The sequence below is a fragment of the Vibrio sp. ABG19 genome, assembly GCF_029962385.1.
Classification (GTDB): domain Bacteria; phylum Pseudomonadota; class Gammaproteobacteria; order Enterobacterales; family Vibrionaceae; genus Vibrio; species Vibrio ostreae.
Window position 1 is genome coordinate 1,778,609 of sequence record NZ_CP071708.1, and the last position, 25,853, is coordinate 1,804,461.

A 25,853-nucleotide genomic window follows, 5' to 3' on the forward strand; every position below is an offset into this window, starting at 1 on the left:
GTTTATAAGCATGTCTAAACCACTCGCTATTACCGATGTGGTCCTTCGTGACGCACATCAATCCCTGTTCGCGACGCGTATGCGTATCGAGGATATGTTACCGATCGCTGCCGAACTGGACAAAGTGGGCTACTGGTCGCTAGAGACCTGGGGCGGCGCCACCTTCGATGCCTGTATCCGTTATCTGGGTGAAGATCCGTGGCAGCGTCTGCGCGCGCTGAAGCAAGCGATGCCGAATACGCCGATGCAGATGCTGCTGCGTGGCCAGAACCTGCTTGGTTACCGTCACTACGCCGATGACGTGGTGGAAAAATTTGTTGAACGTGCCCATGCCAACGGCATGGATGTGTTCCGTATCTTTGATGCGATGAACGATGTACGTAACTTCGAGAAGGCGGTGAAAGCCACGATTGATGTCGGCGGTCATGCCCAGGGCACCATGTCTTATACCACCAGTCCGGTGCATAACATCGAGACCTGGGTTGACCTGGCCAAGCGCCTGGAAGATCTCGGCTGTCACTCGCTGTGTATCAAAGATATGTCCGGTCTGCTCAAGCCGTATGAAGCGGATGAACTGATCCGCCGTATTAAGGCCTCGTGTGATGTGCCGCTGGCGCTGCACTGCCATGCCACGACTGGTCTGTCGACCGCAACCGCGATTAAAGCGGTTGAAGCCGGTATCGATATTCTGGATACCGCGATCTCCTCCATGAGCCAGACTTACGGCCACACCCCGACTGAAACCGTGGTGGCGATGCTGGAAGGCACAGAGCGCGATACCCAGCTGCAACTGGAAAAACTGGCGCCGATTGCGGCCTACTTCCGTGAAGTGCGCAAAAAATACGCTCAATTCGAAGGTCAGCTGAAAGGGGTCGATTCACGTATCCTGATTGCCCAGGTTCCGGGCGGGATGCTGACTAACATGGAAAGCCAGCTTAAAGAGCAGGGCGCGTCTGATCGTATGGACGAAGTGCTGCAGGAGATCCCGCGTGTGCGTCAGGATCTCGGTTATATCCCGCTGGTGACACCCACCTCGCAGATCGTCGGCACTCAGTCGGTGATCAATGTGCTGACCGGTGAGCGCTACAAGAGCATCACCAAAGAGACAGCTGGTGTGCTGAAAGGCGAATACGGTGCGACGCCGGCCGAGGTCAATGCTGAGCTGCAAAGCCGCGTGCTGGAAGGCGCTGAGCCGATTACCTGCCGCCCGGCTGATCTGCTCAGTGATGAGCTGGATAACCTGACCAGTGAGCTGCAGGTTAAAGCGAAAGCCAACGGTATCCGACTGGCGGATGAGCAGGTGGATGATGTACTGACTTACGCCTTATTCCCGCAAGTTGGCCTCAAGTTTCTTACCAATCGCGGCAATCCGGATGCGTTTGAACCGGCACCAGGCAGTGAGCCAGCGCCTGCTGCGCCTTCATCTGCGCCTGCCGCATCTGCCGGTAAGATTGAAACTTACAGCGTGAAAGTGGACGGTCAGGTCTACAACGTCGAAGTCGGGCCGCAGGGCCAGCTGACGTCGGTCTCTCCGGCAGCAGCACCGGCGGCGGCCGCCCCGGTCGTCGCGGCGCAGGATGCCGAATCGATTCCGGCACCGCTGGCCGGCAATATCTTCAAAATCAATGTCCATGCCGGCAGCGAAGTCGCCGAAGGCGATATTCTGGTGGTACTGGAAGCGATGAAGATGGAAACCGAAATTCGCGCCGCACGCGGCGGTGTGGTGCAGGAGCTGCTGGTCAAAGAGGGTGACTCTGTGACTGTCGGCGCACCTCTGCTCAGCCTGGCGTAAGGGAGAACCATGGACGGATTAATGACCCTGTGGCTGGAAACCGGCATTGCCAATTTCCAGTTTGGCCAGATCATCATGATTCTGGTCGGCTGCCTGCTGCTGTTTCTGGCGATCAGTAAAGGCTTTGAGCCTTTGCTGTTGCTGCCGATTGGCTTTGGTGCGGTGCTGGCCAACATTCCTAACGCCGGATTTACCGAGCCGGGCGGCCTGTTGTACTACGTCTACCATATCGGTATTGAGTCGGGTGTCTTCCCGCTGCTGATTTTTATGGGCGTTGGTGCGATGACCGACTTTGGCGCTTTGATCGCCAACCCGAAAACCCTCTGGCTTGGCGCAGCGGCGCAGCTGGGTATTTTCGCCACGCTGTTCGGGGCGATTTTGCTCAACTATGTGCCGGGCATGGAGTTCACCATGGCCGATGCGTCGTCAATCGCGATTATCGGTGGTGCGGACGGCCCGACGGCGATTTTCCTCGCCAGTCAGTTGTCGCCGGATCTGCTCGGTGCGATTGCGGTAGCGGCGTACAGCTATATGGCGCTGGTGCCGATTATTCAGCCGCCGATCATGAAAGCGCTGACCACGCCAGAAGAGCGTCAGATCAAAATGGCGCAGCTGCGTCATGTCGGTAAAGCGGAAAAGATCCTTTTCCCGCTGATGGTACTGCTGATGACGATTCTGTTCCTGCCGGCGGCGACGCCGCTGGTCGGTATGTTCTGTCTGGGTAACCTGATGCGTGAAGCGGGCGTGGTCGAGCGTTTGTCGAAAACGGCGCAGAACGAGCTGATCAACATAGTGACCATTTTTCTTGGCCTGGGTGTCGGCTCTAAACTGCAGGCAGACAAGTTCCTCAACCTGGAGACGCTGGGTATCCTGGCGCTGGGTGCGGCGGCATTCAGTATCGGTACTGCCGGTGGCGTACTGATGGCGAAGCTGCTCAACAAGTTCTCCAAAGAGGACATCAACCCGCTGATTGGCGCGGCCGGTGTATCGGCAGTACCGATGGCAGCGCGGGTGGTCAACAAAGTCGGTCTGCAGGCCAATCCGCAGAACTTTTTGCTGATGCATGCCATGGGGCCCAACGTGGCCGGGGTATTGGGTTCGGCAGTTGCCGCGGGTGTGTTGCTGGCGCTGGTCGGTTAACTATCTATCGGTTAACTAAAGGCCAAATTGCGAAGCCCGTATTCACGGTCGCAGATAATTTGGTATATATTCAAAGGGATGCTTCGGCATCCTTTTTTCATTTCGCCCACAGGCTCAAGGAAAGGACATGGACAACAAGCAGATTGTAATTACCCGATTTGGCGGGCCGGACGTGCTCGCCATTCAATCATCCGCGCTACCCGAGCCGCAGGCCGGCGAAGTATTGGTTAAGGTCGCCTTTGCCGGCGTGAATCCGATTGACGTGAAAACCCGGGCCGGACTTGGCTGGGCCGCCGCGCAGAATAAAGACAATCTGCCTTGGGTGCCGGGTTATGATATTTCCGGCTCCGTGGTCAAAGTCGGCGAAGGTGTCAGCGCTCTGCAGCCGGGCGCGAATGTGGCGGGCTTTATCGGCTTTCCGCTGCGTGGCGGTGGTTACAGTCAGTATGTGTGCGTGCCGCAAAGTGAGCTGAGTGTGGTGCCGGATGCGGTCACACTCGAAGCCGCGGCGGTGTTACCGCTGGCCGGACAAACCGCCGCTCAGGCGCTGAGCAAAGCCGAAGTGAAAGAAGGTGAACGAGTGCTGATCCTGGCCGGGGCCGGCGGCGTCGGTCATCTGGCGGTGCAAATCGCCATTGCGGCCAAAGCCGAAGTGTATACCACCTGCAGTGAAGGTAACCTGGATTACCTTGCCACCTTAGGCGCGCATGCGATTAACTACAATTTCGAGCCGGTGTCACAGCGTCTGCAGGATGTGGATGTGCTGATTGACCTGGTCGGCGGCGATGCGGCGCTGGATGCGCTCAAGTGTCTGAGCGATGACGCGCGGGTGGTCACTGTGCCGACGTTAAGCGCCGAGCTGATTTGTGAAAAAGCCAAGCTGCTTGGCTTTAATGCCACCGGTATGCTGGTTGACCCCAATCCGCAGCAACTCGATACCATGCTGTACATGGTCAGTGTCGGCTTGTTGAAAACCGAAATTCAGCACGTCTATCCGCTGACCGAGGCGGCGCAGGCCCACATTCAGCTTGAGTCTGGCCATACCCGGGGCAAGGTACTGCTTGATATGCAATGCTAGAGTGGATTAACTCTGGCTTTTCCCAACTGATTCCGCTGTTTGCAGACTCCGCCCTGTGGGTGCTGTTCTGGGGCGGGTTTCTCAGTGCAACTCTACTGCCCGGCGGCTCCGAAGCCGCCGTGGTTGCAACCTTATCTCTTCCGCAATACTCGCCAATCATGATTGTTCTGGTGGCAACACTGGGCAATACCCTGGGTGGTATGACAAACTACTGGCTTGGTTTGTGGCTGCCAAATCGAACTGATCAGGAAAAGCAGGGTCATAAAGCTTTAGCCTGGCTGCATAAACACGGCTACTGGGCTCTGCTGCTGAGCTGGTTACCGATTATCGGTGATCCGCTCTGCCTGGCGGCTGGCTGGCTTCGTATGCACTGGTTTTTGGTCGCCTTACTGATTCTGATTGGCAAAGCCGCACGTTATTCTTTGCTGGCTGCTGTTTTTTATGGTTTTTTCTAAGGATATGTCATGAGAAAAATCTGGATTGGTGTCGTTTCTCTTATCGCCATTTATGGCTGTACCTCAACGAACACCCCAACATCGCTTTTCTCATCTCTGCCTTCCGGCGTCACTCTTGTTGAACAAGAGGATGCACAGCCGGGAAAAGTGATGATCCCTTATTCAAAGTACCGCCTGGCCAACGGCCTGACGGTGATTCTTTCGCCGGATCACTCCGATCCGCTGACTCACGTTGATGTGACTTACCACGTCGGTTCGGCGCGTGAAGTTCCGGGCAAATCCGGCTTTGCCCATTTCTTTGAGCACATGATGTTCCAGGGCTCGAAACATGTGGCGGATCAGGAACATTTTCGTCTGATCACCGAAGCGGGTGGCTCGCTCAATGGCTCGACCAACCGCGACCGCACCAACTACTACGAGACCGTGCCGGCCAATCAGCTGGAAAAAGTGCTGTGGCTGGAGTCCGACCGGATGGGCTTTTTGCTCGACGCCGTCTCGCAGCGTAAGTTCGAGATTCAGCGCGACACAGTGAAAAACGAACGCGCGCAAAATTACGACAACCGCCCGTATGGTTTGATCTGGGAGAAAATGGGCGAAGCCATGTATCCCAAAGACCATCCTTATTCGTGGCAGACGATTGGCTATGTTGAGGATCTCGACCGGGTCGATGTTAATGACCTGAAAGCTTTCTTCCTGCGCTGGTACGGCCCGAACAATGCGGTGCTGACGATCGGTGGTGATATCGATGTCAAACAGACGCTGCAGTGGGTCAATAAGTACTTTGGTTCTATCCCGCGCGGTCCGGAAGTGGATAAGGCGCCGAAACAGCCGGCGATTGTGCCGCAGGACCGTTATGTCACCATGCAGGATCGCATTCAGCAACCGATGGTCGTGATCGGCTGGCCGACCAGCTACCGCGGCTCGGATGATCAGGCGTCACTGGATGCGCTGGCCAAGGTGCTGGGCGGCGGAACTAACGGCTTGCTGTATCAGAACCTGGTCAAAACCCAGAAAGCGGTCGACGCCGGTGCGTTCCAGGAATGTGCTGAGCTGGCGTGCAACTTTTATGTTTACGCCATGGCACCGTCCGGCGATAAGGCGCAGCTTAAACCGCTTTATCATGAGCTGATGCAGACGCTGCAGCAATTTGAGCAGCAGGGTGTGCCTGAAGGTCGTCTTGATCAGATCAACGGCATGGCGGAGGCCAATGCGGTATTTGCGCTGGAAAGTGTCCAGGGTAAGGTGACTCAGCTGGCCAGCAATGAAACCTTCTATGGTCAGCCGGATCGGATTGAAACCCAGCTTGAGCAGTTGCGCGCGGTGTCGCCGCAATCGGTCAAGGATGTCTATCAGCGTTATCTTGATGGTCAACATAAAGTGACCCTGAGTGTGGTGCCGCGCGGGAAAACCGAGCTGGCGGTGCAGCCAGACAACTTCACTCCGCCGGCACGCGAGCTGCCTGAGTATCACAAAATCAGCGATGACGAGCTCAACTACCGCACAGTTGATGACGACTTTGACCGTTCGGTGATGCCGCAAGTGGCCAAGGCGGTGCAGGCGCATATGCCGTCGCTGTATGAGCTGTATTTTGATAATGGCGCTGAACTGCTCGGCACCGAGACTTCAGAAACCCCGACCGTGCTGGTCAAAATCAAGCTGCCGGCCGGTGAGCGCCATGTCGAGAGCGGGAAAGAAGGGCTGGCCAATCTGACTGCGGCGATGCTGGAGGAAGGCTCTACTAAGCGCAGTGTGGAACAGATCCAGGCTGAACTGGATAAACTCGGGTCGCAGGTCAGCGTTAATGCCAATTCCTATTCGACCAGCATCGTGATTTCGAGCCTGAAGAAAAATCTGCCGCAGACGCTGGATGTGGTGTCGGAAGTGCTGTTCCATCCCGGCTTCCGCGCCGAAGACTTTGCCCGTATCAAGCAGCAGATGATTGAAGGCGTGGTGTATCAGCACCAGCAGCCGGGCTGGCTGGCTTCCCAGGCCACCCGTCAGGTGCTGTTTGGTGATTCGGTGTTTGCCCGCACCAGTGACGGTACCAAACAGTCGATTGCTGCGCTGACGCTGGATGATGTCAAAGGTTTCTACCAGCAGCATTACACCCCGCAAGGCGCGCAGATTGTGGTGGTGGGCGATATCAGCAAACGTGAAGTGCGTCGTGAGCTGCATTTCTTCGCCGACTGGAAAGGTGAGGTGTCGCCACTGCTGCGTCCGCAGGTGATCCCGAAACTCAACGGTCAGAAAGTGTATCTGGTTGATAAACCGGGCGCGCCGCAAAGCATCGTGCGTCTGGTACGGCGCGGTCTGCCGTTTGACGCCACCGGTGAGCTGTACCGCAGCCAGTTGGCTAACTTTAATCTCGGCGGTAACTTTAACAGCCGCATTAACCAGAACTTGCGTGAAGACAAAGGTTACACCTACGGCGCGAACGGCTATTTTGCCAGCAACCGTGAAGTCGGCGCGATTGTCTATAATGCTCAGGTGCGTGCGGATTCAACTGTGCCGTCGATCATCGAAATGGAAAAAGAGATGAGCCGCTTCAGCCAGCAGGGTATGACGGAGAAAGAGCTGCAGTTTATGCGCCTGGCGGTGGGCCAGCAGGATGCGCTCAACTATGAAACACCGTCACAGAAAGCGCAGCTGCTGAGCAGTATCCTGACCTACAATCTCGATCGCGATTATCTGCAGCAGCGCAATGAGATCGTGAAGGATATCGATAAATCGACCCTGGATGATTTGGCCGCCAAATGGTTCAATCCGGATGATTACCAGATCATAGTGGTCGGCGATACCAAAACACTCAAACCTGAACTGGAAAAGTTAACAATTCCCGTAGAAGAGCTTGAAATCATCCGCTAGAGTACACATAACACAGGAGGCGAAGTTTACGCCTCCTGTTGCAAACATGGTGGATTACGGGCTACCTTATCGGTCCCGCGTATAATCGACGCTGTTTTGTGTTGCGGAGTTAGCTCAGCTTCATTTGGATTATCACACACATAAGCGAATCTCATTTTGACTAATTTTGCCGCGCGACTTACCAAAGTCGCTCAACAACCTGAAGTGTTTCAACAGTTTGGCCGAGGCGTTGAACGTGAAACGCTGCGTTATACTCCGGATGGAGCTATCGCACAGACGCCTCATCCAACAGCACTGGGTTCGGCACTGACCAACAACTGGATCACGACGGATTTCGCTGAGCCTTTGCTTGAGTTCATCACCCCGGTGTCGAACCAGGTGCCTGTCCTGATGTCCCAGCTGGCTGATATCCATCATTTTGCCCAGAGCAAAATGGGTGAAGAGAAGCTGTGGCCGATGTCGATGCCATGTTATGTCGGCAGTGAAGATGACATCGAACTGGCGCAGTATGGCCGCTCCAACAGTGGCCGCATGAAAACACTCTACCGTACCGGTCTGAAACGCCGTTACGGCAGCCTGATGCAGATCATTTCAGGCGTGCATTTTAATTTCTCGTTCCCGGATTCTTTCTGGGATGCATTGTATGGTGAACAGGATGACGAGCAGCGTCAGGCGACCAAGTCCGATGCTTACTTTGCCGTGATCCGTAACTACTACCGCTTTGGCTGGCTGATCCCGTATTTCTTCGGTGCTTCGCCGGCCTTGTGCTCCTCTTTTCTGCGTGGCCGCGAAAGTAAGCTGCCGTTTGAGAATATCGGTCAGACTCTGTATCTGCCATACGCCACTTCGCTGCGTCTGAGCGATCTGGGTTACACCAATAATGCGCAGAGTGCGCTGAAAATTGGTTTTAACAGCATTGAGCAATACCTGCAGGGCCTTAACCAGGCGATTCGCACGCCTTCTGACGAGTTTGCCAAGCTGGGCGTGAAAGTGGACGGTGAATACCGTCAGCTCAACAGCAATGTGCTGCAGATTGAGAACGAACTCTATGCGCCAATCCGTCCGAAACGGGTGGCGAAAAGCGGTGAGAAACCGTCCGAAGCGCTCGGTCGCGGTGGGGTGGAATACATCGAAGTGCGTTCACTGGACGTCAACCCGTTCAGCCCGGTGGGGATCACTGAGCAGCAGGTGCGTTTCCTCGATCTGTTCCTGACCTGGGCGGCATTGTCTGATTCCGACCCGATGGATGGCTGTGAGCTGGAATGCTGGCGTGACAACTGGAGCAAAGTGGTACTGGAAGGGCGCAAGCCGGGTCTGGAACTGCAGATCGGTTGTCATGGTGAAAAATTGTCGCTGCAAAGCTGGGCCAAACGTGTGTTTGCCGATTTGGCGCAGATTGCTGAGTTGATGGATGCGGCCCAGGGCGGCAGTGCCTATCAGGATGTCTGTCGTGAGCTGCAAGGCTGGATCGACCATCCGGAGCGTACCTTGTCAGCGCAAATCCTGGCGATGACCAAACAGATGGGCGGCCTGGGTAAAACCGGCTGCGCGCTGGGGCTGAAGTACCGTCAGCACAACCTCGACCATCAATATGAAGTGTATTCACAACAGGTGATGGAACAGGAAGTGGTGCGTTCGGTTGCGGCTCAGGCTGAGATTGAACAGCAGGACGAGCTCGACTTCGATGCCTTTCTGCAACACTACTTTGCCTACCTGAAATAAGCGGCCGGGCACTGCGATGAGAAAAGGTTTCCAGTTAGCGGTTCTTGCCAGTGCCGGAATGCTGGCCGGGTGTGCGACATCGCCACCGGCCCAGCAGAATAATCTGTGCGAGATTTTCCGTGAGTATCCGGACTGGTACGAAGATGCGCTGGCGATGGAAAAAGAGTGGGGCACGCCGATGCAAATTGCGATGGCGTTCGTCAAACAAGAAAGCAGTTTCCGTCATGATGCCAAACCACCGAAAGATTACCTGCTCGGCTTTATTCCCTGGGGCCGGGTCAGCAGTGCATATGGTTATGCCCAGGCTCAGGATCCGGCCTGGGACGATTTTCAGGATGCGACCGATTATGGCGGCTCGCGCACCAATTTTGATGATGCGCTGATGTTTATTGGCTGGTATACCAGCGAAACTCAGCGTACGCTTGGGGTCTCGAAATGGGATACCTATCATCAGTATCTCGCCTATCATGAAGGACGGGGCGGATTTAAACGTAAAACCTATCAGTCGAAGCCCGCATTACAACGTGTGGCGCGCAAGGTTGAACAACAAGCCAATGATTATGGATGGCAGCTGAAACAGTGCCGTCAGGAATTAGAAGATAACCGCAGCTGGTTTTTCTAAGCTGGCCTGCAAGGGAGAGACAAACATGCCATTATTAGACAGCTTTACCGTAGACCACACTCGCATGAGTGCGCCGGCGGTACGTGTGGCCAAGACCATGCAAACACCAAAGGGCGATACCATCACGGTATTTGACCTGCGTTTCACCCTGCCGAATCAGGATATTCTGTCAGAGCGTGGTATCCATACGCTGGAGCACCTGTATGCCGGCTTTATGCGTGCCCACCTTAATGGGGCTAACGTCGAAATCATCGATATCTCGCCAATGGGCTGTCGCACGGGTTTCTATATGAGCCTGATTGGTGCGCCAAGCGAAGACCAGGTTGCAAGCGCGTGGCTGGCAGCGATGCAGGATGTACTGAAAGTCGAAGGTCAGGATAAAATCCCTGAGCTGAACGAGTACCAGTGCGGTACCGCAGCGATGCACTCACTGACCGAAGCGAAAGCGATTGCAGAGAAGGTGATTGCGGCCGGTATTTCAGTCAACAAGAACGACGAACTGGCCTTGCCGGAGTCGATGCTGCAAGAGCTGAAAGTGAACTAAGCCCGCGCATGCCGAGTGGCAATGACGGCGCAGTTTACGGGCGGAAAAGCAGTGTGTAGGCGGATAAAAAAGGCTTGGGATTTCCCAAGCCTTTTTTAGTGTCTGAATCTGCCGATTCTCTTTTAAGCGGCCTGCGACTAAGATTTCTTGCTCTTGCGCGGGTGAACGCGCACCAGCTTGATGCGGTTCTCTTCCAGCTCGACGATCTCCATCGGATGACTGGCGACCTTCACGCTCAGGTGGCTGGCCGGGATCTCTTCCAGGTGTTCCAGAATCAAACCGTTCAGGGTGCGCGGACCATCGGTCGGCAGTTTCCACTTCAGGCTCTTGTTAATATCGCGGATATTGGCACTGCCTTCAATCAGGAAGCTACCATCCCCTTGCGGTGTGATCTCATCCGACAGGCTTGGTGCAATCGAAGTAGTAAACTCACCGACGATCTCTTCCAGAATATCTTCCAGCGTGATCAGGCCATTGATATCACCGTATTCGTCGACAATCAGACCGATACGCTCTTTATTGCGCTGAAATTTCAGCAGCTGGACGTTGAGCGGGGTACTTTCCGGAATGAAATAGACTTCATCGGCTGCGCGCAGCAGTGTCTCTTTGGTGAATTCATTTTTCTCCAGCATAAAACGCGAGGCTTCACGCAGACGCAGCATACCCACCACTTCATCAATATTGTCACGGTACAACACCACGCGGCCATGCGGCGAGTGGGTCAGTTGACGCACAATCGATTTCCAGTCATCGTTAATGTTGATGCCGGTAATCTCGTTACGCGGAATCATGATGTCGTTGACGGTGACGTGCTCCAGATCGAGGATCGACAGCAGCATGTCCTGGTGACGGCGTGGGATAAGACCGCCGGCTTCGTTGACCACAGTGCGCAACTCTTCTGAACTGAGCGGGTCGTCACCGCCGTGCTGGGCTGACAGGCCAAGCAGACGGATAAAACCGTTGGTGATGAAGTTGACGAAAATCACCAGTGGTGACAGCAGTTTCATCAGCAGGCTGAGCAGAATACTGCTCGCGTAGGACACCCGTTCCGGATACAGCGCGGCCAGGGTTTTTGGTGTCACTTCGGCAAATACCAGTACCACCAGGGTGAGCACACCGGTGGCGATAGCAACCCCCATGTCGCCGTACAGACGCATGCCGAGAATGGTGGCAATGGCAGAGGCGAGGATGTTGACCAGGTTGTTACCGATCAGGATCAGACCAATCAGACGGTCCGGACGTCCCAGCAGGTTTTCGACCCGCTTGGCCCCTTTGTGGCCGGTATTCGCTAAATGCTTAAGACGGTAGCGGTTAAGCGACATCATGCCGGTTTCTGAACCGGAGAAATAAGCAGATATAACAATGAGACACGCGAGCAGCGCAAATAAGATACCCGTTGATATGTCGTCCAAAACGCTTGGTTTCCTTGTAATGAATTTAGATGATCAGGTTGGCCTGATCCGTTTTTTAATGATGAACTAACGGTCGTTTTAACTATTAATGGCTTAACTGTGGCTGGGTGTCAATCTTCTAACCCGTTGACCTTAGCGCAGAATAATCTCTCTGACAAATCGGCTGCCAAAGTACGCCAACGTCAGTAGTGTCGCCCCTGCGACCGCAAACCAGGTCACTTTGCGCCCGCGCCAGCCACGCTGGTAATGCCCCCACAATAAAATGGAGTAAACAATCCAGGCGATAAAAGACAGCACGCCTTTATGCGCTTTGCCCTGGGCAAACATATCGCCGATAAAGAAAATACCGGTGATCAGGGTGCCGGTCAGCAGCAGGTTACCAATCAGAATAATCTTAAACAGCTGACGCTCAACCATGAGCAGTGGCGGCATATTGGGATTGATGCTCAGGCCTTTTTTCTTTTTGAGCTTGTAATCGAGCCATGCCAGCTGCAACGCGTACAGAGCGCCAATCGATAAGGTTGAATAGGAGAAGAGTGCAAACGAGATGTGCACCATCAGCTTAGGATCATTCTCGAGGTGAGTAATAAACGTGCCCGGCAACCAGGTTGCCGCCGACAGGTTGATGGCAGAGAAGCTGTACACCACCGGCAGCAGGAACCACAAACGGGTTTTGAACATCGCGATACTCATTACCAGCGAAATAATAAAGCTGATTAAAGAGGCGACGTTAAGCATGCTCAGGTTCTGGCCGCTGCCGTGCAGAATCAGGTCGCTGAGCAGCCAGGCGTGAAACAACAGTGCCAGTGCGGCGCTGACGAAGACAGCTTTAGCTTTGATGCCGGTCTGGCCGGAAAGGCCGGGTACAATCGTCGCAATTGACAGCAGGTACAAGATGGCGGCAACGATAGCGATAAGGTTATCCATGCTTCTCACAATAATGGTGGACTAAGTGGCGAATTATACCTTGCCTGACCCCGATGGGCTACGTTGGATCGTGATCGATTTTGAGAGTTGAGATATAAGAATTTACCCCCACCTTAGGGTTGAGTATCAGTTTTCGTCCCCAAAGGCCGCCACAAGGGAGCCACAGCCTGACAGTGACGCGCAAAATCGCGCTGTGAGCAGCAAAATCCCGCTTCGATGGGCGCAAACCGACAAAGAAACTGACCAGCAACCGCACTATGGGTATGCCTATCCTTTTGGCTAAGGTATACTCAGCGCTATTGATCGCCTAATCGCGAAGAGAAAAGCATGTTTGAGAATTTAACGGATCGATTGTCCAGTACGCTGAAGAATATCAGCGGAAAAGGACGTCTTACAGAAGACAATATTAAAGAGACGCTGCGTGAAGTTCGCATGGCGTTGCTGGAAGCGGATGTCGCTCTGCCGGTTGTGCGTGAGTTTGTCGCCCGTGTGAAGGAAAATGCGGTTGGGGTTGAGGTGTCTAAATCTCTCACTCCGGGCCAGGAATTCATCAAGATCGTTCGCAATGAACTTGAAGCGGTCATGGGTGAGTCCAATGAAGCACTGAATCTGGCGGCGCAGCCACCGGCGGTGATTCTGATGGCGGGTCTGCAGGGTGCCGGTAAAACCACTTCGGTCGGTAAACTGTCGAAACTGCTCAAAGAGCGTGACAAGAAGAAAGTGCTGGTGGTCTCGGCGGACGTGTATCGCCCGGCGGCGATCAAACAGCTCGAGACCCTGGCAACCGACCTGGGGGTCGATTTCTTCCCGTCTTCTGCTGACCAGAAGCCGATTGATATCGCCAACGCGGCAATTGATCACGCGAAGAAAAAATTCTACGACGTTCTGATCGTCGATACCGCCGGTCGTCTGGCTATCGATGAACAGATGATGGCGGAAATCAAGCAGCTGCATCAGGCGATCACGCCGGTGGAAACCCTGTTTGTGGTCGATGCGATGACAGGTCAGGATGCGGCCAATACCGCCAAAGCGTTTGGTGATGCACTGCCGCTGACCGGTGTGATTCTGACCAAAGTCGATGGTGATGCCCGTGGTGGTGCAGCGCTGTCGGTGCGTCATATTACCGGTAAGCCGATTAAATTCCTCGGTGTTGGTGAGAAGACCGATGCGCTGGAGCCTTTCCACCCGGATCGCGTGGCGTCACGTATTCTGGGCATGGGCGATGTGCTGTCGCTGATCGAAGATCTGCAGCGCAATGTCGACCAGGAAAAAGCGGAAAAACTGGCCAAGAAGTTCAAAGAGAAGAAAGGCTTCGATCTGGAAGACTTCCGCGAACAGCTGGGTCAGATGCAGAACATGGGCGGCATGATGGGTATGCTGGATAAGCTGCCGGGCATGAACAAGCTGCCAACCGACATCAAAGATAAAGTTGATGACCGTATGTTCAAGCAGATGGAAGCCATCATCAGTTCGATGACGATGAAAGAGCGTGAGCGTCCGGAGCTGATTAAAGGTTCGCGTAAAAAACGGATTGCAGCCGGTTCCGGTACTCAGGTACAGGATGTCAACCGTCTGCTCAAACAGTTCACCCAGATGCAGAAGATGATGAAGAAGATGCAAAAGGGTGGCATGAAAGGCATGATGCGCAACATGCAAGGCATGATGGGCGGCATGGGTGGCGGTGGCGGCGGTTTCTTCGGTCGCTAGCACGGATAGTCTGCAGCCGGGGCAGACAGTTGGCTTGAACGGGTGAAAACCGGCTCAGGCCAGTAGGTTGGTTAAATGCAGTCGCCCGTCATCAGTGCGCTTCTGCAGCTAAGTTTCAAACTGTTAGCCAGCTCACGGTATTTTATCCCCACTTCTGGTGGCGAAAAAATAGCTAAAACCCTTGCAATGCCCCGGAATAAGAGTAAAATTCCGGGGCTTTATTTTGGCACGAGACCCCAAGCCGTTTTTGATAAAATGGTTACTGGGGTTAATTTTATTTTTGAGAAAGCAAAGAGGACGACATGGTAACCATTCGTTTGGCACGTCACGGCGCTAAAAAGCGTCCATTCTATCAAATCGTTGTTGCTGACAGCCGCAACGTTGCAACTGGCCGTTTCATCGAGAAAGTAGGTTTCTTCAACCCTACAGCTCAAGGTCAAGAAGAAGGCCTGCGCCTGGATCTGGATCGCGTGAACCACTGGGTTTCACAAGGCGCTTCAGTTTCTGACCGCGTAGCTAAGCTAGTTAAAGACGCTCAAAAAGCGGCTTAATTCTTACTTTAGTAAGAAGTAATTAGTTTATGTCGATGAAAGGCAAAGAAACAATGAGTGAGCAAAGCGAAAAGATTGTTGTAGGCAAGTTTGGTGCTTCTTATGGCATTCGTGGCTGGCTTAAAGTTTTTTCCTATACAGACAATGCTGAAAGCATTTTCGATTACAGTCCGTGGTTCGTGAACCACAAGGGCGAATGGGTTGAGTACAAAGTAGAAAGCTGGAAGCGCCATAACAAAGGTATGGTGGCTAAGTTGGAAGGGCTTGAAATCCGTGAAGACGCAAACCTGCTGACTAACTTAGAAATTGCTATCAACCCGGCATCTCTGCCTGAATTGTCAGAAGACGAGTTCTACTGGCGGGAATTGTTCGGTATGAAGGTGTTCACGACGAAAGGTTACGACCTTGGTGAAGTGGTGGACATGCTAGAAACCGGTTCGAACGATGTTCTGGTAGTGAAAGCAAATCTGAAAGATGCTTTTGGCCAAAAGGAACGATTGATTCCGTTCCTTGAAGAGCAAGTGATCAAGCAGATTGATCGCTCAGCTCAACGGATCGAAGTTGACTGGGATCCTGCGTTCTAAACTCGAAACGATAAGGCGAAGAACACATGTGGGTTGGCATAATTAGCCTATTTCCTGAAATGTTCCGCAGCGTTACCGATTTCGGAGTAACAGGTCAAGCGGTTAAAAAAGGGTTGTTGTCAGTTGAGACCTGGAATCCTCGTGATTTCACTCATGACAAACGTCGCACTGTCGATGATAAACCCTACGGTGGCGGCCCTGGCATGTTAATGATGGTTCAGCCTTTGCGCGATTCCATCCATGCTGCGAAACACGCTGCACCGGGAAAGACGAAAGTCATATACCTCTCGCCTCAAGGTCGAAAACTCGACCAGCAAGGCGTTGAAGAACTGGCAACCAATCAGAATCTGATTCTGATCTGTGGCCGTTATGAAGGGGTAGATGAGCGCATCATACAGTCTGAAGTTGACGAAGAATGGTCAATTGGTGACTTTGTGATGACGGGCGGGGAAATCCCGGCCATGACGTTGATTGATTCGGTCTCACGGTTTATTCCGGGAGTATTGGGAGATTTCGCGTCGGCAGAAGAAGACTCTTTTGCCAATGGCCTGCTGGATTGTCCGCACTATACGCGTCCGGAAGTGTTAGACGGAAAAGAGGTACCTGCGGTACTGAAATCCGGCAATCACGAGGACATTCGTCGTTGGCGACTGAAACAGTCGCTGGGCCGAACTTGGCTGAGAAGACCAGAGCTCCTGGAAAACCTAGCTCTGACTGACGAACAGGAACAATTACTAGCCGAGTACATTAAAGAGACTCACGCTAAGTAACCTATTAAATTTAGTATCAGTTTATTCTAGGAATTTACACAATGAGTAACATCATCAAAGCTCTAGAACAAGAGCAAATGAAACAAGACCTACCTCAATTTGCACCAGGTGACACTGTTGTTGTTCAAGTTAAGGTAAAAGAAGGTGACCGTGAGCGTCTACAGGCTTTCGAAGGCGTTGTAATCGCAATCCGTAACCGTGGTCTGCACTCAGCATTCACTGTACGTAAGATCTCTAACGGTGAAGGTGTTGAGCGTACGTTCCAAACACACTCTCCAGTTGTTGATAGCATTGAAGTTAAACGCCGTGGTGCAGTACGTCGTGCCAAGCTGTACTACCTGCGTGAACTGTCTGGTAAAGCTGCTCGTATCAAAGAGAAGCTTGCTAAGAAGTAATGCTAGAACTCGCGTTCTCATAAAAAACGGAGCCTTTGGGCTCCGTTTTTTTATGCGTTCTTGAATAGGTTCAGGTATTTTTCTCGCTCAGCGTTTTTCTAACGGCTGCAATGCAGTGGCCAGCTTCTGAGCTCATCTGTTTACTTTGTGCCTTGGGTTACCTTGTGCCCATCGGACTTCAGGCTGTTGACCCAGGTTATTCGCGGCTATCCTCAGCAATCGTGACCGGCACCGTGACCTCTTTGCCTTTGCGCAGCAGGGTAAATTCGACCACAGTGCCCGGACGCAGGTCAGTCACGGTATCCATCACGTTCTGGCGGCCGTTGATCTTCTGGCCGTCGATTTTAAGAATGACATCGCGGATCTGAAAGCCGGCCTTGGCGGCCGGGCCGTTCGGGTCAATGCCCAGTACCACAATCCCGCCGACATGTTCACTGCCGAGCAGCCTTGAGGTCATCGAGTTGATGTCCTGGCCGTCAACGCCGATATAGCCGCGGATGACCCGGCCGTCGGCGATGATCTTGTCCATGATTTTGTGCGCCAGCGCGAACGGAATGGCAAACGAAATGCCGTAAGTCTCAAGCTCGGTTGCCTGCTGGAATGAGGCGGTGTTGATGCCGACCAGTTCGCCCTGAGTATTGACCAGCGCACCACCTGAGTTGCCTTCATTGATGGCGGCGTCAGTCTGAATAAACGCCTGGCGGCCATCGGCACTGATTGAGGAGCGGCCGGTCGCCGAAATGATGCCGAACGTTGTGGTCTGGCCGAGGTTATACGGGTTACCGATGGCCAGTACCACGTCACCGACTTCAGCCTGGTAGTTCGGGTTTTGCGGGATAACCGGCAGGTTGGTGCCATCGACCCGCAACACAGCGATATCGGTGCGGCGGTCTTTACCGACTAACTGGGCAGCGGCAACACGGCCGTCCTGCAGCGCAACAATGATTTGGTCTGCCTGGGCTACGACATGATAGTTGGTAATGATATAGCCTTTTTCGCTGACAATAACCCCCGAGCCCAGCCCCTGGGTGGAGAGTTTGGATTTGTCACTCTCGGAATATTTACGGCTGTAGATATTGACCACGGCAGGCGCAGCGCGGCGTACGGCCTGATTAAATGAGATTTGCAGTGACGCAATATTGGCTGGTTTGGGCGCCGATGGTGGTATCACGTGCTGACGCAGTGAAGGCACAGCAAACACCACCACAGCAGCGGTGACCAGCCCAAGTCCGACCGAGCGACCCAGAAATTTCAGCATATATTCCCCAAACGGTTAGTCGATGACGAAAATAAAGGTATTCCACGTACGCTGCTCAGGGCCTGATGGTGAGTCAGGGATACAACAGTACCTGCTCGGCATCGCGTGGGTTGGTTCGGTTCTGCCCGGTTTAGATCGGATAACGATTTCAACGACCTGACTCGCGTTGGGGCAGTTTGGTAACGAATCCGAAGAATAGCATTACCGGCTGAAATAACAAAAGGGCAGCGTAACAAAGCTGCCCTTTTCCTATAAATATATCACTAATAACCAGAATGTTTCTGGTGACAGATCAGGGCGGAGTCTCGCCCTGAAAGCTGACTAGCGAACCACCAGATAAATGGTGCGTTCACCGCGCTGGATATTGAGCGCCAGTACATTGGGGGTTTTCTCCAGAACTTTACGCAGTTCACCGAGGTTTTTCACCCGTTTGCGGTTCACGCCGATGATGATGTCATCTTTCTCGATCTGATAGTTGGCCGCCGGAGAATCTTTCTCCACGCTGGTCACTTTGACCCCTTCTATCGGATCCTGATCGGTGGTATTGCTTAGCTCAGCACCGGTCAGGCCTTCATGCAGTTTATCCGCCTTGGTCTTAGCGTTGCTCTGTTCACCCAGGGTGACATCGAAGCTGCGCGACTTGCCGTCACGCACGATACCCAGTTCAACGGTTTTGCCTGCGCCAAGGGTGGCGACTTTGGCACGCAGCTCAGCAAAGGTGTCGATCTTCTTGCCGTTGACCGAGGTAATGATGTCTCCGGCTTTGATACCGGCTTTATCCGCGGCGCTGTCCGGCAGCACCTGGCTGACAAATGCGCCTTTACTGGAGTCGTAACCTAGTGCCTCGGCCAGTTCAGAGGTGATCTCGCCACCCTGCACGCCGAGCATACCGCGCTTCACTTCGCCGAATTCGAGGATCTGATCGGTGAGGTTTTTCATCATGTTGGCCGGGATGGCAAAGCCGATGCCGACGTTACCGCCGTTCGGGCCGAGAATCGCGGTGTTGATGCCGATCAGTTCACCATTAAGGTTGACCAGCGCGCCACCGGAGTTACCGCTGTTGATCGCGGCATCGGTCTGGATGAAGTTTTCAAAGTTTTCGATGTTGAGGCCACTGCGGCCCAGCGCCGACACAATACCCGACGTGACGGTCTGACCAAGACCAAACGGGTTACCGATCGCGACGGTAAAATCACCGACCCGCAGCTGGTCGGAATCGGCAATCTTAATTTGGGTCAGATTTTTCGCCTTATCGAGTTTGATCAGGGCGATATCGGCCATCTGGTCGCCGCCAACCAGCTCGGCGTCATACTCACGACCGTCATGCAGCTGGACGCGAATTTTTTCCGCGCCGTTAATGACATGGTAGTTAGTGACCACATAGCCTTTGTCGGCGTTGATGACCACACCGGAGCCGAGGCCACGGAACGGGCGTTCCTGTAATTGTTCAGTCGGGAAGTCAGGGCCAAAGAAGAAACGGAACTGGTCTGGAATACGTTGGCGAGAGACTTGAGTGCCTTCAACCGCAATGCTGACCACGGCCGGAGTGACTTTTTCCAGCATTGGGGCCAGGCTGGGAACCTGTTCTCCGTTGACAGATAAAGGCAGGGCGGCGGAGGCCGGTAGTGGGGCGATGATGGAACTTAAGCTTAGAGACAGGACGGTTAAGGCAAGCAAAGGTTTTTTCATCATAAAACTCCTCATAGATTAACGTCTGGCTATTGTGATATTTGTGTCAGGATCTGACATTTCAACAGGCTCAGTGAGGGTTATGACTCAAAAACATGAGTAAAGTTCATTTACTGCACAGCGATGTTTGCGCGCTAAACGATGTTTAACTCATAAACGATGTGTAAGCACTAAACCCGGCATCACCGATAACGCATGCATGACTTAAAAGAAAGCAGCCCTTAAACGAATGCGTCACCGGCCACAAAGGTATGGTGGGCGGTGACGCATGGTGTGGCGCAGATTACCTTCCTACTTGAAGCTGCCTCGGTGCTGGCTGCAACGCCAAGTTGTCTCGGTATAGCAACGTTTATAGAAAACTATGTTTGTATAAAGCGTATGTTTGTATAAAGCGTATGTATAAAACACGTCTAGATAAAACATTGTTTGCAGAAAGCGATATCTCGATAAAACAGTCGCTTCAGCGCACAACCGTTGCGGACGATTAACTCGCTTTGGCACTGACCACTTCAGAAGAGCGGATGATGGCTTTCTCTTCTGGTTTCAGCAGGCCGGTCGCGCCTTGGGCATAATCCTTCGGCGGCTGCTCGAACGTATCGTCACTGCTGGCTGATGAGGTGTCGCTCTCTTTATGCTGGGCAATCTTTTTCACAAACGGATTGTCCTGCTCAGGCAAACTTGGCAGCAGCTCTGACGAGGTGGCAGCCATGTGCTGGTAAAGTTTGGTGTAATCTTTACCGAGTGTATCCAGCATCTCCGCAGCCTGGGCGAAGTGGTCCGCCAGCTCCTGGCGATGCTGTTCAATTTCAAACTTAGCGCTGTCTAAATCTTTCTGTAGGGTCTTCTGGGACTTATATTGAGGGGTCGTCAGGCGAGCAATTACAATCCCTGCAACGAGTCCTACTAGCAAGCCCACAATGGCATATATCCAAGGCATAACTGCTCCTTATTGTTGTTATTTAACATGTTTTTCACTGGTTGGTTACACATGTTCAAGGGACATGTTACTATGAGACTGTTGGCGGATAAAGCAAAAAGCACACCCTTTAACCGTCAGAATTTACCCCTCATTTTTTTAGCAGACTGTCATGACACCAAAGCAGCGATACGAGCAAGATCTAAAACGATCTGATTTTCAAAGGGATGAAGCGCAGGCGCGCGCGGTTGATGCGTTGGATGCCTTGCATCATCAGGTAATCGATTTCATTAATACCCCAGTGGTACGACCTTCACGCTGGCAAAAGTTACTCGGTAAAAAAGAGGCAGTGCCGAAGCCGCCGCAAGGTCTCTATTTCTGGGGGGGCGTCGGGCGCGGTAAGACCTATCTGATGGATACGTTTTATGAGGCGCTGCCGACCGATAAAAAGATGCGCGTCCACTTCCACCGCTTTATGTATCGGGTACATGATGAACTGAGACAACTGGGTGATGTCGGCGATCCTTTAGAGATCGTGGCAGATAAATTCCGTGATGAGGCGGTGATCATCTGCTTTGATGAATTTTTTGTGTCAGACATCACCGATGCGATGATCCTAGGAACTCTGTTTCAGGCGCTGTTCCTGCGCGGCGTGATCCTGGTCGCTACTTCCAATATTCCGCCGCACGATCTGTATCGCAACGGCTTGCAACGCGCTCGTTTCCTGCCGGCCATCGCCCTGATTGAAGCCAATTGCCATGTGCTGAATGTTGACAGCGGAGTGGATTACCGTTTGCGTACGTTGCAGCAGGCTGAAATTTACCATTATCCGCTTGATGACCAGGCGCGCAGCAATCTGCAGCAATATTACACTCAGTTGGTTGGCCTAGATAAACCTAAAGCGGATCAAATTGAGATCAATCATCGCCGCATTGATGTGCTTGCTGCCAGTGATGGTGTGCTGCATGCCACGTTTGCCCAGTTGTGCCAGACCGCACGCAGCCAGAACGACTATATAGAGATGTCACGTTTGTATCACACGGTGTTGCTGGCGGACGTGGAGCAGATGGGGCGCACCATCGATGACGCGGCACGCCGTTTTATCGCCTTAGTCGATGAATTCTACGAACGGCATGTAAAACTGATAATTTCTGCAGAAGTTGCGCTCGAAGATCTGTATACTGCGGGCCAGCTGGAGTTTGAATTTAAACGTTGTCAGTCAAGGCTGACAGAAATGCAGAGCCATGAATATCTGGCTCGCGAGCATCTCGCGTAATTCATTCCGCTGTACATAGGGCGTCAGCCTGAAAAACATTGGGCGTAAGCCCGAAAAAAAGGGCGCAGGGCTTAAAAAAATGAGTTTTTTAAGCAAAAAGAGGTGATTTTTTCTTCTCTCTTCTCTATAATCCTGCGACCCACCGTTACTGCAGGTCTTTTAAAGGCCGAGAGTGCCACCCACTCGAAGGGGTGATGACTGGGCTCTTAGACAGTGGGAGCGTATACGCTCCTTTAAGTGTAAATTTGATTAAACGGGTTATTATTAGCATGAAAACTTTCGTTGCTAAACCAGAAACTGTAAAACGCGACTGGTACGTTGTAGACGCTGAAGGTAAAACTCTTGGCCGTCTAGCAAGTGAAATTGCATCTCGCCTACGTGGCAAACACAAAGCTGAATACACTCCACACGTTGACACTGGTGATTACATCATCATCGTAAACGCGGAGAAAGTTGCTGTAACTGGTAACAAAGCTAAAGACAAGATGTACCACCGTCACACTGAATTCCCAGGTGGCCTTAAGTCAACTAGCTTCGAGAAGCTGATTGAACGTAAGCCAGAGATGGTACTTGAGCTAGCGGTTAAAGGTATGCTTCCAAAAGGTCCTCTAGGCCGTGCTATGTACCGTAAGCTGAAAGTTTACGCAGGCGCTGAGCACAACCACGCTGCTCAACAACCTAAAGTACTAGACATCTAATCGGGGATTTCGGAAATGGCAGAGAATCAATACTACGGCACTGGCCGTCGCAAAAGCTCAGCTGCGCGTGTTTTCATTAAACCAGGCAGCGGCAACATCGTAATCAACAAGCGTAGCCTTGATGAGTACTTCGGTCGTCCAACTTCTCGCATGGTTGTTAAACAGCCTCTAGAGCTAGTTGAGATGGTTGAGAAACTAGACCTTTACATCACTGTTTCTGGTGGTGGTATTTCTGGTCAGGCAGGTGCTATCCGTCACGGTATCACTCGCGCTCTGATGGAATACGATGAGTCTCTACGTCCTGCTCTACGTGCAGCTGGCTACGTTACTCGTGACGCTCGTCGCGTTGAACGTAAGAAAGTTGGTCTGCGTAAAGCACGTCGTCGTCCACAGTTCTCTAAGCGTTAATCTTTTCACTACGAAAAGAGTCTCGCTTTCCAGCCTGGCTGGATTGTGGATCAAAAAGCCCGGTTTTTACCGGGCTTTTTTGTGTCTGTCATTCAGGATTTTCGCTTTAAATTCAGTTTTTTTAGATAGTTAGCAGCTAATTTGTCAGCAAATAGAACTGTTTTCACTCTTCTCCCGCAGGGCAATGCTGCTCTTTCTCACAGCGTCCTTCTGTCGGTTTTCTCACCCTTCTGCTTCTTTTGTGACCTGACGTGCGAAACGCCGCACTGATGTTAGCAAAAGGTAGCTTTATCTTGTCAAAAAGTAGGGTTTTATTTATGCTCACTCATCAAATACATACAATTATAAACGTATTTTGTTAGCCATGCTCTTGAGAGGAATAACAGGAATCCACAAGGAGCAAATGGGAGAATGTCTGGATGAGCAATGTGCCTTTAAATAACGGTCGCAGACGTTTCTTAACCGCTACCACAGCAGTGGTCGGCGGGTTGGGAGCGGCTGCTGTGGCTGTACCTTTTATCAAATCGTGGAACCCAAGTGCCAAGGCGAAAGCCGCCGGCGCCCCGGTCGAAGTTGACATCAGTAAACTCGAAGCGGGGCAAATGGTTCGCGTCGAATGGCGTGGTAAACCGGTCTGGGTTGTACGTCGTTCGCAGTCAATCGTCGATGGTCTTAAACAGCACGATGATCAACTGCGCGATCCAAATTCTGAAGAAGATCAACAACCTGACTACGCACAAAATACCTACCGCTCGATCAAGCCTGAATACTTTGTCGCGGTTGGTATCTGTACCCACCTGGGCTGTTCACCTACCTATTTACCGGACTCTTTTAGTGAACAAGTGCAAGGTGTTAAATCGGGTTTCTTCTGTCCTTGTCATGGTTCTAAGTTCGACATGGCGGGCCGTGTATTCCAGGGTGTACCTGCTCCACTCAACCTGGTCATTCCTAAGTACATGTACCTGAGCGATACCCGTATGGTTATCGGTCTTGACGAAACCGGGGAGGCATAATGCAAGCACTACTTGATTGGGTGGAAAAACGCCTGCCCGCGATGAATGCGTACAAAAAGCACCTGTCTGAATACCCGATGCCGAAGAACTTTAACTTTTGGTACCTTTTCGGTTCCTTGGCAATGCTGGTATTGGTGAACCAGATCCTGACCGGTATCTGGCTGACAATGAACTATGTGCCGTCCGGCGAAGGGGCGTTTGCCTCAGTCGAATACATCATGCGTGATGTCGAATACGGCTGGCTGCTGCGTTACATGCACTCGACCGGCGCGTCGGCATTTTTCGTGGTGGTTTACCTGCACATGTTCCGTGGTCTGATCTACGGCTCGTACCAGAAACCGCGCGAGCTGCTGTGGATCTTCGGTATGCTGATCTTCCTGGCGTTGATGGCGGAAGCCTTTATGGGTTACCTGCTGCCATGGGGTCAGATGTCTTACTGGGGCGCACAGGTGATCATTTCTCTGTTTGGTGCCATTCCGGTGATTGGTGACGACCTGACTTTGTGGATCCGTGGTGACTACGTGATCTCCGGTGCGACTCTGAACCGCTTCTTTGCGCTGCACGTGATTGCGCTGCCGATCGTGCTGCTGCTGCTGATTGTACTGCACATTCTGGCGTTGCATGAAGTGGGTTCAAACAACCCGGATGGTATCGAAACCAAGCTGCCAAAAGGCTCGATGGGGGACGATTACCAGAGCCAGTTCAAGTTCCATGAGTACTACACCAAGAAATACGACATTATCGACTCGATTCCTTTCCATCCTTACGGCACGGTAAAAGATCTGGTTGGTGTGGCGGGTTTCTTGTTCCTGTTCTGTTATGTGTTGTTCTTTAATCCAGAGATGGGAGGCTATTTCCTTGAGCCGCCTAACTTTGAAGCGGCTAACCCGCTCAAAACCCCTGAGCACATTGCACCGGTTTGGTATTTCACTCCGTTCTACGCCATTTTGCGTGCGGTACCGGACAAGCTGATTGGTGTTATCGCGATGGGTGCATCGATTGTGGTGCTGTTCCTGTTGCCGTGGCTGGACCGCTGTAAAGTGCGTTCTTACCGCTACCGCAGTAAGTTCCACCTGGTGAACATTATCCAATTTACCATTTGTTTCATTGCCCTGGGTATTCTGGGCGCGCTGCCTGCGACGCCAACTTATACTCTGCTGGCGCGCATCTTTAGTCTGGGTTACTTCATGTTCTTCGTGCTGCTGTTCTTCTACAGTAAAAACGAAGCAACCAAACCATTACCGAAGAGGGTGACATTCAAATGAAAAAATGGATTGTAATTTTGTTTGCCATGCTGCCTTCCCTGGTGATGGCAGCCGGAGCCAATGTACATCTGGACAAAGCGGGTAATGACCTGACTGACAAGGCTTCTTTGCAGCGTGGCGCCAAGCTGTTTATGAACTACTGTTTTGGTTGTCACTCGACTCAGTATCAGCGTTATGAGCGCGTTGCCACTGACTTGGGGATTCCGGCTGACCTGATGAAAGAGAATCTGATTTTTGATCCGCAAACCAAAATTGGTTCGTTGATGGAAAACGCGATTCCGCAAGAGTCCGCGGCCAAGTGGTTCGGCGCGCCGCCTCCGGATCTGACTCTGGTGGCTCGTGTGCGTGGTGTTGACTGGCTGTATACCTACCTGCGTTCTTTCTATGCCGATCCGAGTCGTCCGTTCGGGGTCAACAACATTGTCTTCCCGAGCGTTGGTATGCCGCACGTACTGGAAGAGCTGCAAGGTATTCCGGATCCGGTATTCGGCACCCATATGGTGAACGGTGAAGAAGTGCGTACCGTGGTGGGCACCCAATCACGTGGTAATGGCGAACTGAGCAGCGGCGAATTTGATATGGCAGTGCGTGACCTGGTGAACTTCCTTGAGTATTCCGGTGAGCCGGTCAAGCTCGAGCGTCAGAGCATGGGCTGGTGGGTGATGGCCTTCCTGGTGCTGTTGACCATAGTTGTAGTGCTGCTTAAGAAAGAGTATTGGCGTGATGTGCACTAATTGTGCTATTATGCCGTGCTAATTCTTGATTC

The 25,853-nt window shown here is 52.5% G+C and carries 24 protein-coding genes; 19 read left to right on the forward strand and 5 right to left on the reverse strand.

What is annotated here, in order from left to right:
- Positions 1-10: 10 nt before the first annotated feature.
- The 8 genes from oadA to luxS all read left to right on the forward strand — a co-directional run bounded on the left by oadA (position 11) and on the right by luxS (position 10,218).
- Positions 11-1,792: a sodium-extruding oxaloacetate decarboxylase subunit alpha gene (oadA, locus tag J0X00_RS14515; RefSeq protein ID WP_282477082.1), complete on the forward strand. Its 1,782-nt coding sequence runs from the start codon at positions 11-13 to the stop codon at positions 1,790-1,792.
- 9 nt (positions 1,793-1,801) lie between these two features.
- Positions 1,802-2,932, forward strand: coding sequence for a sodium ion-translocating decarboxylase subunit beta (locus tag J0X00_RS14520; protein ID WP_136483316.1), 1,131 nt, complete (start codon positions 1,802-1,804; stop codon positions 2,930-2,932).
- Positions 2,933-3,059: 127 nt separating this feature from the next.
- Positions 3,060-4,010, forward strand: coding sequence for an NADP-dependent oxidoreductase (locus J0X00_RS14525; RefSeq protein ID WP_136483317.1), 951 nt, complete (start codon positions 3,060-3,062; stop codon positions 4,008-4,010).
- Complete coding sequence (locus J0X00_RS14530) at positions 4,004-4,465, forward strand: YqaA family protein (protein WP_282477083.1); 462 nt, start codon at positions 4,004-4,006, stop codon at positions 4,463-4,465. Before J0X00_RS14525 ends, J0X00_RS14530 begins: the two co-directional genes overlap by 7 nt.
- Positions 4,466-4,474: 9 nt before the next feature.
- Complete coding sequence (locus J0X00_RS14535; RefSeq protein ID WP_282477084.1) at positions 4,475-7,330, forward strand: pitrilysin family protein; 2,856 nt, start codon at positions 4,475-4,477, stop codon at positions 7,328-7,330.
- 156 nt (positions 7,331-7,486) lie between these two features.
- Entirely contained in the window at positions 7,487-9,052 is a 1,566-nt protein-coding gene (gene gshA, locus J0X00_RS14540; protein ID WP_282477085.1) for a glutamate--cysteine ligase, read from the forward strand.
- Between the two features lie 16 nt (positions 9,053-9,068).
- Entirely contained in the window at positions 9,069-9,674 is a 606-nt protein-coding gene (locus J0X00_RS14545) for a hypothetical protein (RefSeq protein WP_136483321.1), read from the forward strand.
- 25 nt (positions 9,675-9,699) lie between these two features.
- Positions 9,700-10,218 (forward strand): S-ribosylhomocysteine lyase, encoded by a 519-nt coding sequence (gene luxS / locus J0X00_RS14550; protein WP_136483322.1) that lies wholly within the window; start codon positions 9,700-9,702, stop codon positions 10,216-10,218.
- A 137-nt stretch (positions 10,219-10,355) separates the two neighbouring features.
- Here luxS and J0X00_RS14555 read toward each other — a convergent pair whose 3' ends face one another.
- Together J0X00_RS14555 and J0X00_RS14560 are read right to left on the reverse strand one after the other, a co-directional pair.
- The gene (locus J0X00_RS14555) at positions 10,356-11,630 is read right to left on the reverse strand and encodes a CNNM domain-containing protein (RefSeq protein ID WP_218562308.1); all 1,275 of its coding nucleotides are present in this window, start codon (positions 11,628-11,630) and stop codon (positions 10,356-10,358) included.
- Between the two features lie 132 nt (positions 11,631-11,762).
- Positions 11,763-12,557 (reverse strand): inner membrane protein YpjD, encoded by a 795-nt coding sequence (locus J0X00_RS14560; protein WP_136483324.1) that lies wholly within the window; start codon positions 12,555-12,557, stop codon positions 11,763-11,765.
- Positions 12,558-12,884: 327 nt separating this feature from the next.
- Between J0X00_RS14560 and ffh the strand changes: the two genes are divergently transcribed.
- The 5 genes from ffh to rplS all read left to right on the forward strand — a co-directional run bounded on the left by ffh (position 12,885) and on the right by rplS (position 16,564).
- Positions 12,885-14,264, forward strand: coding sequence for a signal recognition particle protein (gene ffh, locus J0X00_RS14565; RefSeq protein WP_136483325.1), 1,380 nt, complete (start codon positions 12,885-12,887; stop codon positions 14,262-14,264).
- 302 nt (positions 14,265-14,566) lie between these two features.
- Positions 14,567-14,815 carry a 30S ribosomal protein S16 gene (gene rpsP, locus J0X00_RS14570; protein ID WP_136483326.1) on the forward strand — a complete coding sequence of 83 codons (249 nt, stop codon included), beginning with the start codon at positions 14,567-14,569 and terminating at the stop codon, positions 14,813-14,815.
- A gap of 29 nt (positions 14,816-14,844) precedes the next feature.
- On the forward strand, positions 14,845-15,399 hold the full coding sequence (rimM, locus tag J0X00_RS14575; RefSeq protein WP_136483327.1) for a ribosome maturation factor RimM: 555 nt from the start codon (positions 14,845-14,847) through the stop codon (positions 15,397-15,399).
- A 26-nt stretch (positions 15,400-15,425) separates the two neighbouring features.
- Positions 15,426-16,169, forward strand: coding sequence for a tRNA (guanosine(37)-N1)-methyltransferase TrmD (trmD, locus tag J0X00_RS14580; protein ID WP_136483328.1), 744 nt, complete (start codon positions 15,426-15,428; stop codon positions 16,167-16,169).
- Between the two features lie 41 nt (positions 16,170-16,210).
- Positions 16,211-16,564: a 50S ribosomal protein L19 gene (gene rplS / locus J0X00_RS14585; RefSeq protein WP_136483329.1), complete on the forward strand. Its 354-nt coding sequence runs from the start codon at positions 16,211-16,213 to the stop codon at positions 16,562-16,564.
- Positions 16,565-16,760: 196 nt separating this feature from the next.
- Here rplS and degS read toward each other — a convergent pair whose 3' ends face one another.
- The 3 genes from degS to zapG form a co-directional block, all read right to left on the reverse strand.
- Complete coding sequence (degS, locus tag J0X00_RS14590) at positions 16,761-17,822, reverse strand: outer membrane-stress sensor serine endopeptidase DegS (RefSeq protein WP_136483330.1); 1,062 nt, start codon at positions 17,820-17,822, stop codon at positions 16,761-16,763.
- Between the two features lie 321 nt (positions 17,823-18,143).
- Complete coding sequence (locus tag J0X00_RS14595) at positions 18,144-19,511, reverse strand: Do family serine endopeptidase (RefSeq protein WP_218563444.1); 1,368 nt, start codon at positions 19,509-19,511, stop codon at positions 18,144-18,146.
- Between the two features lie 484 nt (positions 19,512-19,995).
- The gene (gene zapG, locus J0X00_RS14600; RefSeq protein WP_136483331.1) at positions 19,996-20,448 is read right to left on the reverse strand and encodes a Z-ring associated protein ZapG; all 453 of its coding nucleotides are present in this window, start codon (positions 20,446-20,448) and stop codon (positions 19,996-19,998) included.
- Positions 20,449-20,599: 151 nt separating this feature from the next.
- On the opposite strand from zapG, the gene zapE reads away from it, so the two are divergent.
- The 6 genes from zapE (at position 20,600) to J0X00_RS14630 (ending at position 25,821) form a co-directional block, all read left to right on the forward strand.
- Complete coding sequence (gene zapE / locus J0X00_RS14605; RefSeq protein WP_218562306.1) at positions 20,600-21,703, forward strand: cell division protein ZapE; 1,104 nt, start codon at positions 20,600-20,602, stop codon at positions 21,701-21,703.
- A 269-nt stretch (positions 21,704-21,972) separates the two neighbouring features.
- Entirely contained in the window at positions 21,973-22,401 is a 429-nt protein-coding gene (rplM, locus tag J0X00_RS14610; RefSeq protein ID WP_136483333.1) for a 50S ribosomal protein L13, read from the forward strand.
- Positions 22,402-22,416: 15 nt separating this feature from the next.
- Complete coding sequence (gene rpsI / locus J0X00_RS14615) at positions 22,417-22,809, forward strand: 30S ribosomal protein S9 (RefSeq protein WP_136483334.1); 393 nt, start codon at positions 22,417-22,419, stop codon at positions 22,807-22,809.
- A gap of 419 nt (positions 22,810-23,228) precedes the next feature.
- On the forward strand, positions 23,229-23,822 hold the full coding sequence (gene petA, locus J0X00_RS14620) for a ubiquinol-cytochrome c reductase iron-sulfur subunit (protein ID WP_136483335.1): 594 nt from the start codon (positions 23,229-23,231) through the stop codon (positions 23,820-23,822).
- Entirely contained in the window at positions 23,822-25,087 is a 1,266-nt protein-coding gene (locus J0X00_RS14625; RefSeq protein WP_136483336.1) for a cytochrome bc complex cytochrome b subunit, read from the forward strand. The genes petA and J0X00_RS14625 overlap by 1 nt, the downstream gene beginning before the upstream one ends.
- The gene (locus J0X00_RS14630; protein ID WP_136483337.1) at positions 25,084-25,821 is read left to right on the forward strand and encodes a cytochrome c1; all 738 of its coding nucleotides are present in this window, start codon (positions 25,084-25,086) and stop codon (positions 25,819-25,821) included. The genes J0X00_RS14625 and J0X00_RS14630 overlap by 4 nt, the downstream gene beginning before the upstream one ends.
- Positions 25,822-25,853: the final 32 nt, after the last annotated feature.

What these genes read in the sequence shown, in the direction of transcription:
- oadA (WP_282477082.1), top strand. Translation starts at nt 11, where the DNA reads ATGTCTAAACCACTCGCTATTACCGATGTGGTCCTTCGTGACGCACAT.
- J0X00_RS14520 (WP_136483316.1), top strand. Translation starts at nt 1,802, where the DNA reads ATGGACGGATTAATGACCCTGTGGCTGGAAACCGGCATTGCCAATTTC.
- J0X00_RS14525 (WP_136483317.1), top strand. Translation starts at nt 3,060, where the DNA reads ATGGACAACAAGCAGATTGTAATTACCCGATTTGGCGGGCCGGACGTG.
- J0X00_RS14530 (WP_282477083.1), top strand. Translation starts at nt 4,004, where the DNA reads ATGCTAGAGTGGATTAACTCTGGCTTTTCCCAACTGATTCCGCTGTTT.
- J0X00_RS14535 (WP_282477084.1), top strand. Translation starts at nt 4,475, where the DNA reads ATGAGAAAAATCTGGATTGGTGTCGTTTCTCTTATCGCCATTTATGGC.
- J0X00_RS14545 (WP_136483321.1), top strand. Translation starts at nt 9,069, where the DNA reads ATGAGAAAAGGTTTCCAGTTAGCGGTTCTTGCCAGTGCCGGAATGCTG.
- luxS (WP_136483322.1), top strand. Translation starts at nt 9,700, where the DNA reads ATGCCATTATTAGACAGCTTTACCGTAGACCACACTCGCATGAGTGCG.
- J0X00_RS14560 (WP_136483324.1), bottom strand. Translation starts at nt 12,557, where the DNA reads ATGGATAACCTTATCGCTATCGTTGCCGCCATCTTGTACCTGCTGTCA.
- ffh (WP_136483325.1), top strand. Translation starts at nt 12,885, where the DNA reads ATGTTTGAGAATTTAACGGATCGATTGTCCAGTACGCTGAAGAATATC.
- rpsP (WP_136483326.1), top strand. Translation starts at nt 14,567, where the DNA reads ATGGTAACCATTCGTTTGGCACGTCACGGCGCTAAAAAGCGTCCATTC.
- rimM (WP_136483327.1), top strand. Translation starts at nt 14,845, where the DNA reads ATGTCGATGAAAGGCAAAGAAACAATGAGTGAGCAAAGCGAAAAGATT.
- trmD (WP_136483328.1), top strand. Translation starts at nt 15,426, where the DNA reads ATGTGGGTTGGCATAATTAGCCTATTTCCTGAAATGTTCCGCAGCGTT.
- rplS (WP_136483329.1), top strand. Translation starts at nt 16,211, where the DNA reads ATGAGTAACATCATCAAAGCTCTAGAACAAGAGCAAATGAAACAAGAC.
- degS (WP_136483330.1), bottom strand. Translation starts at nt 17,822, where the DNA reads ATGCTGAAATTTCTGGGTCGCTCGGTCGGACTTGGGCTGGTCACCGCT.
- J0X00_RS14595 (WP_218563444.1), bottom strand. Translation starts at nt 19,511, where the DNA reads ATGAAAAAACCTTTGCTTGCCTTAACCGTCCTGTCTCTAAGCTTAAGT.
- zapG (WP_136483331.1), bottom strand. Translation starts at nt 20,448, where the DNA reads ATGCCTTGGATATATGCCATTGTGGGCTTGCTAGTAGGACTCGTTGCA.
- zapE (WP_218562306.1), top strand. Translation starts at nt 20,600, where the DNA reads ATGACACCAAAGCAGCGATACGAGCAAGATCTAAAACGATCTGATTTT.
- rplM (WP_136483333.1), top strand. Translation starts at nt 21,973, where the DNA reads ATGAAAACTTTCGTTGCTAAACCAGAAACTGTAAAACGCGACTGGTAC.
- rpsI (WP_136483334.1), top strand. Translation starts at nt 22,417, where the DNA reads ATGGCAGAGAATCAATACTACGGCACTGGCCGTCGCAAAAGCTCAGCT.
- petA (WP_136483335.1), top strand. Translation starts at nt 23,229, where the DNA reads ATGAGCAATGTGCCTTTAAATAACGGTCGCAGACGTTTCTTAACCGCT.
- J0X00_RS14625 (WP_136483336.1), top strand. Translation starts at nt 23,822, where the DNA reads ATGCAAGCACTACTTGATTGGGTGGAAAAACGCCTGCCCGCGATGAAT.
- J0X00_RS14630 (WP_136483337.1), top strand. Translation starts at nt 25,084, where the DNA reads ATGAAAAAATGGATTGTAATTTTGTTTGCCATGCTGCCTTCCCTGGTG.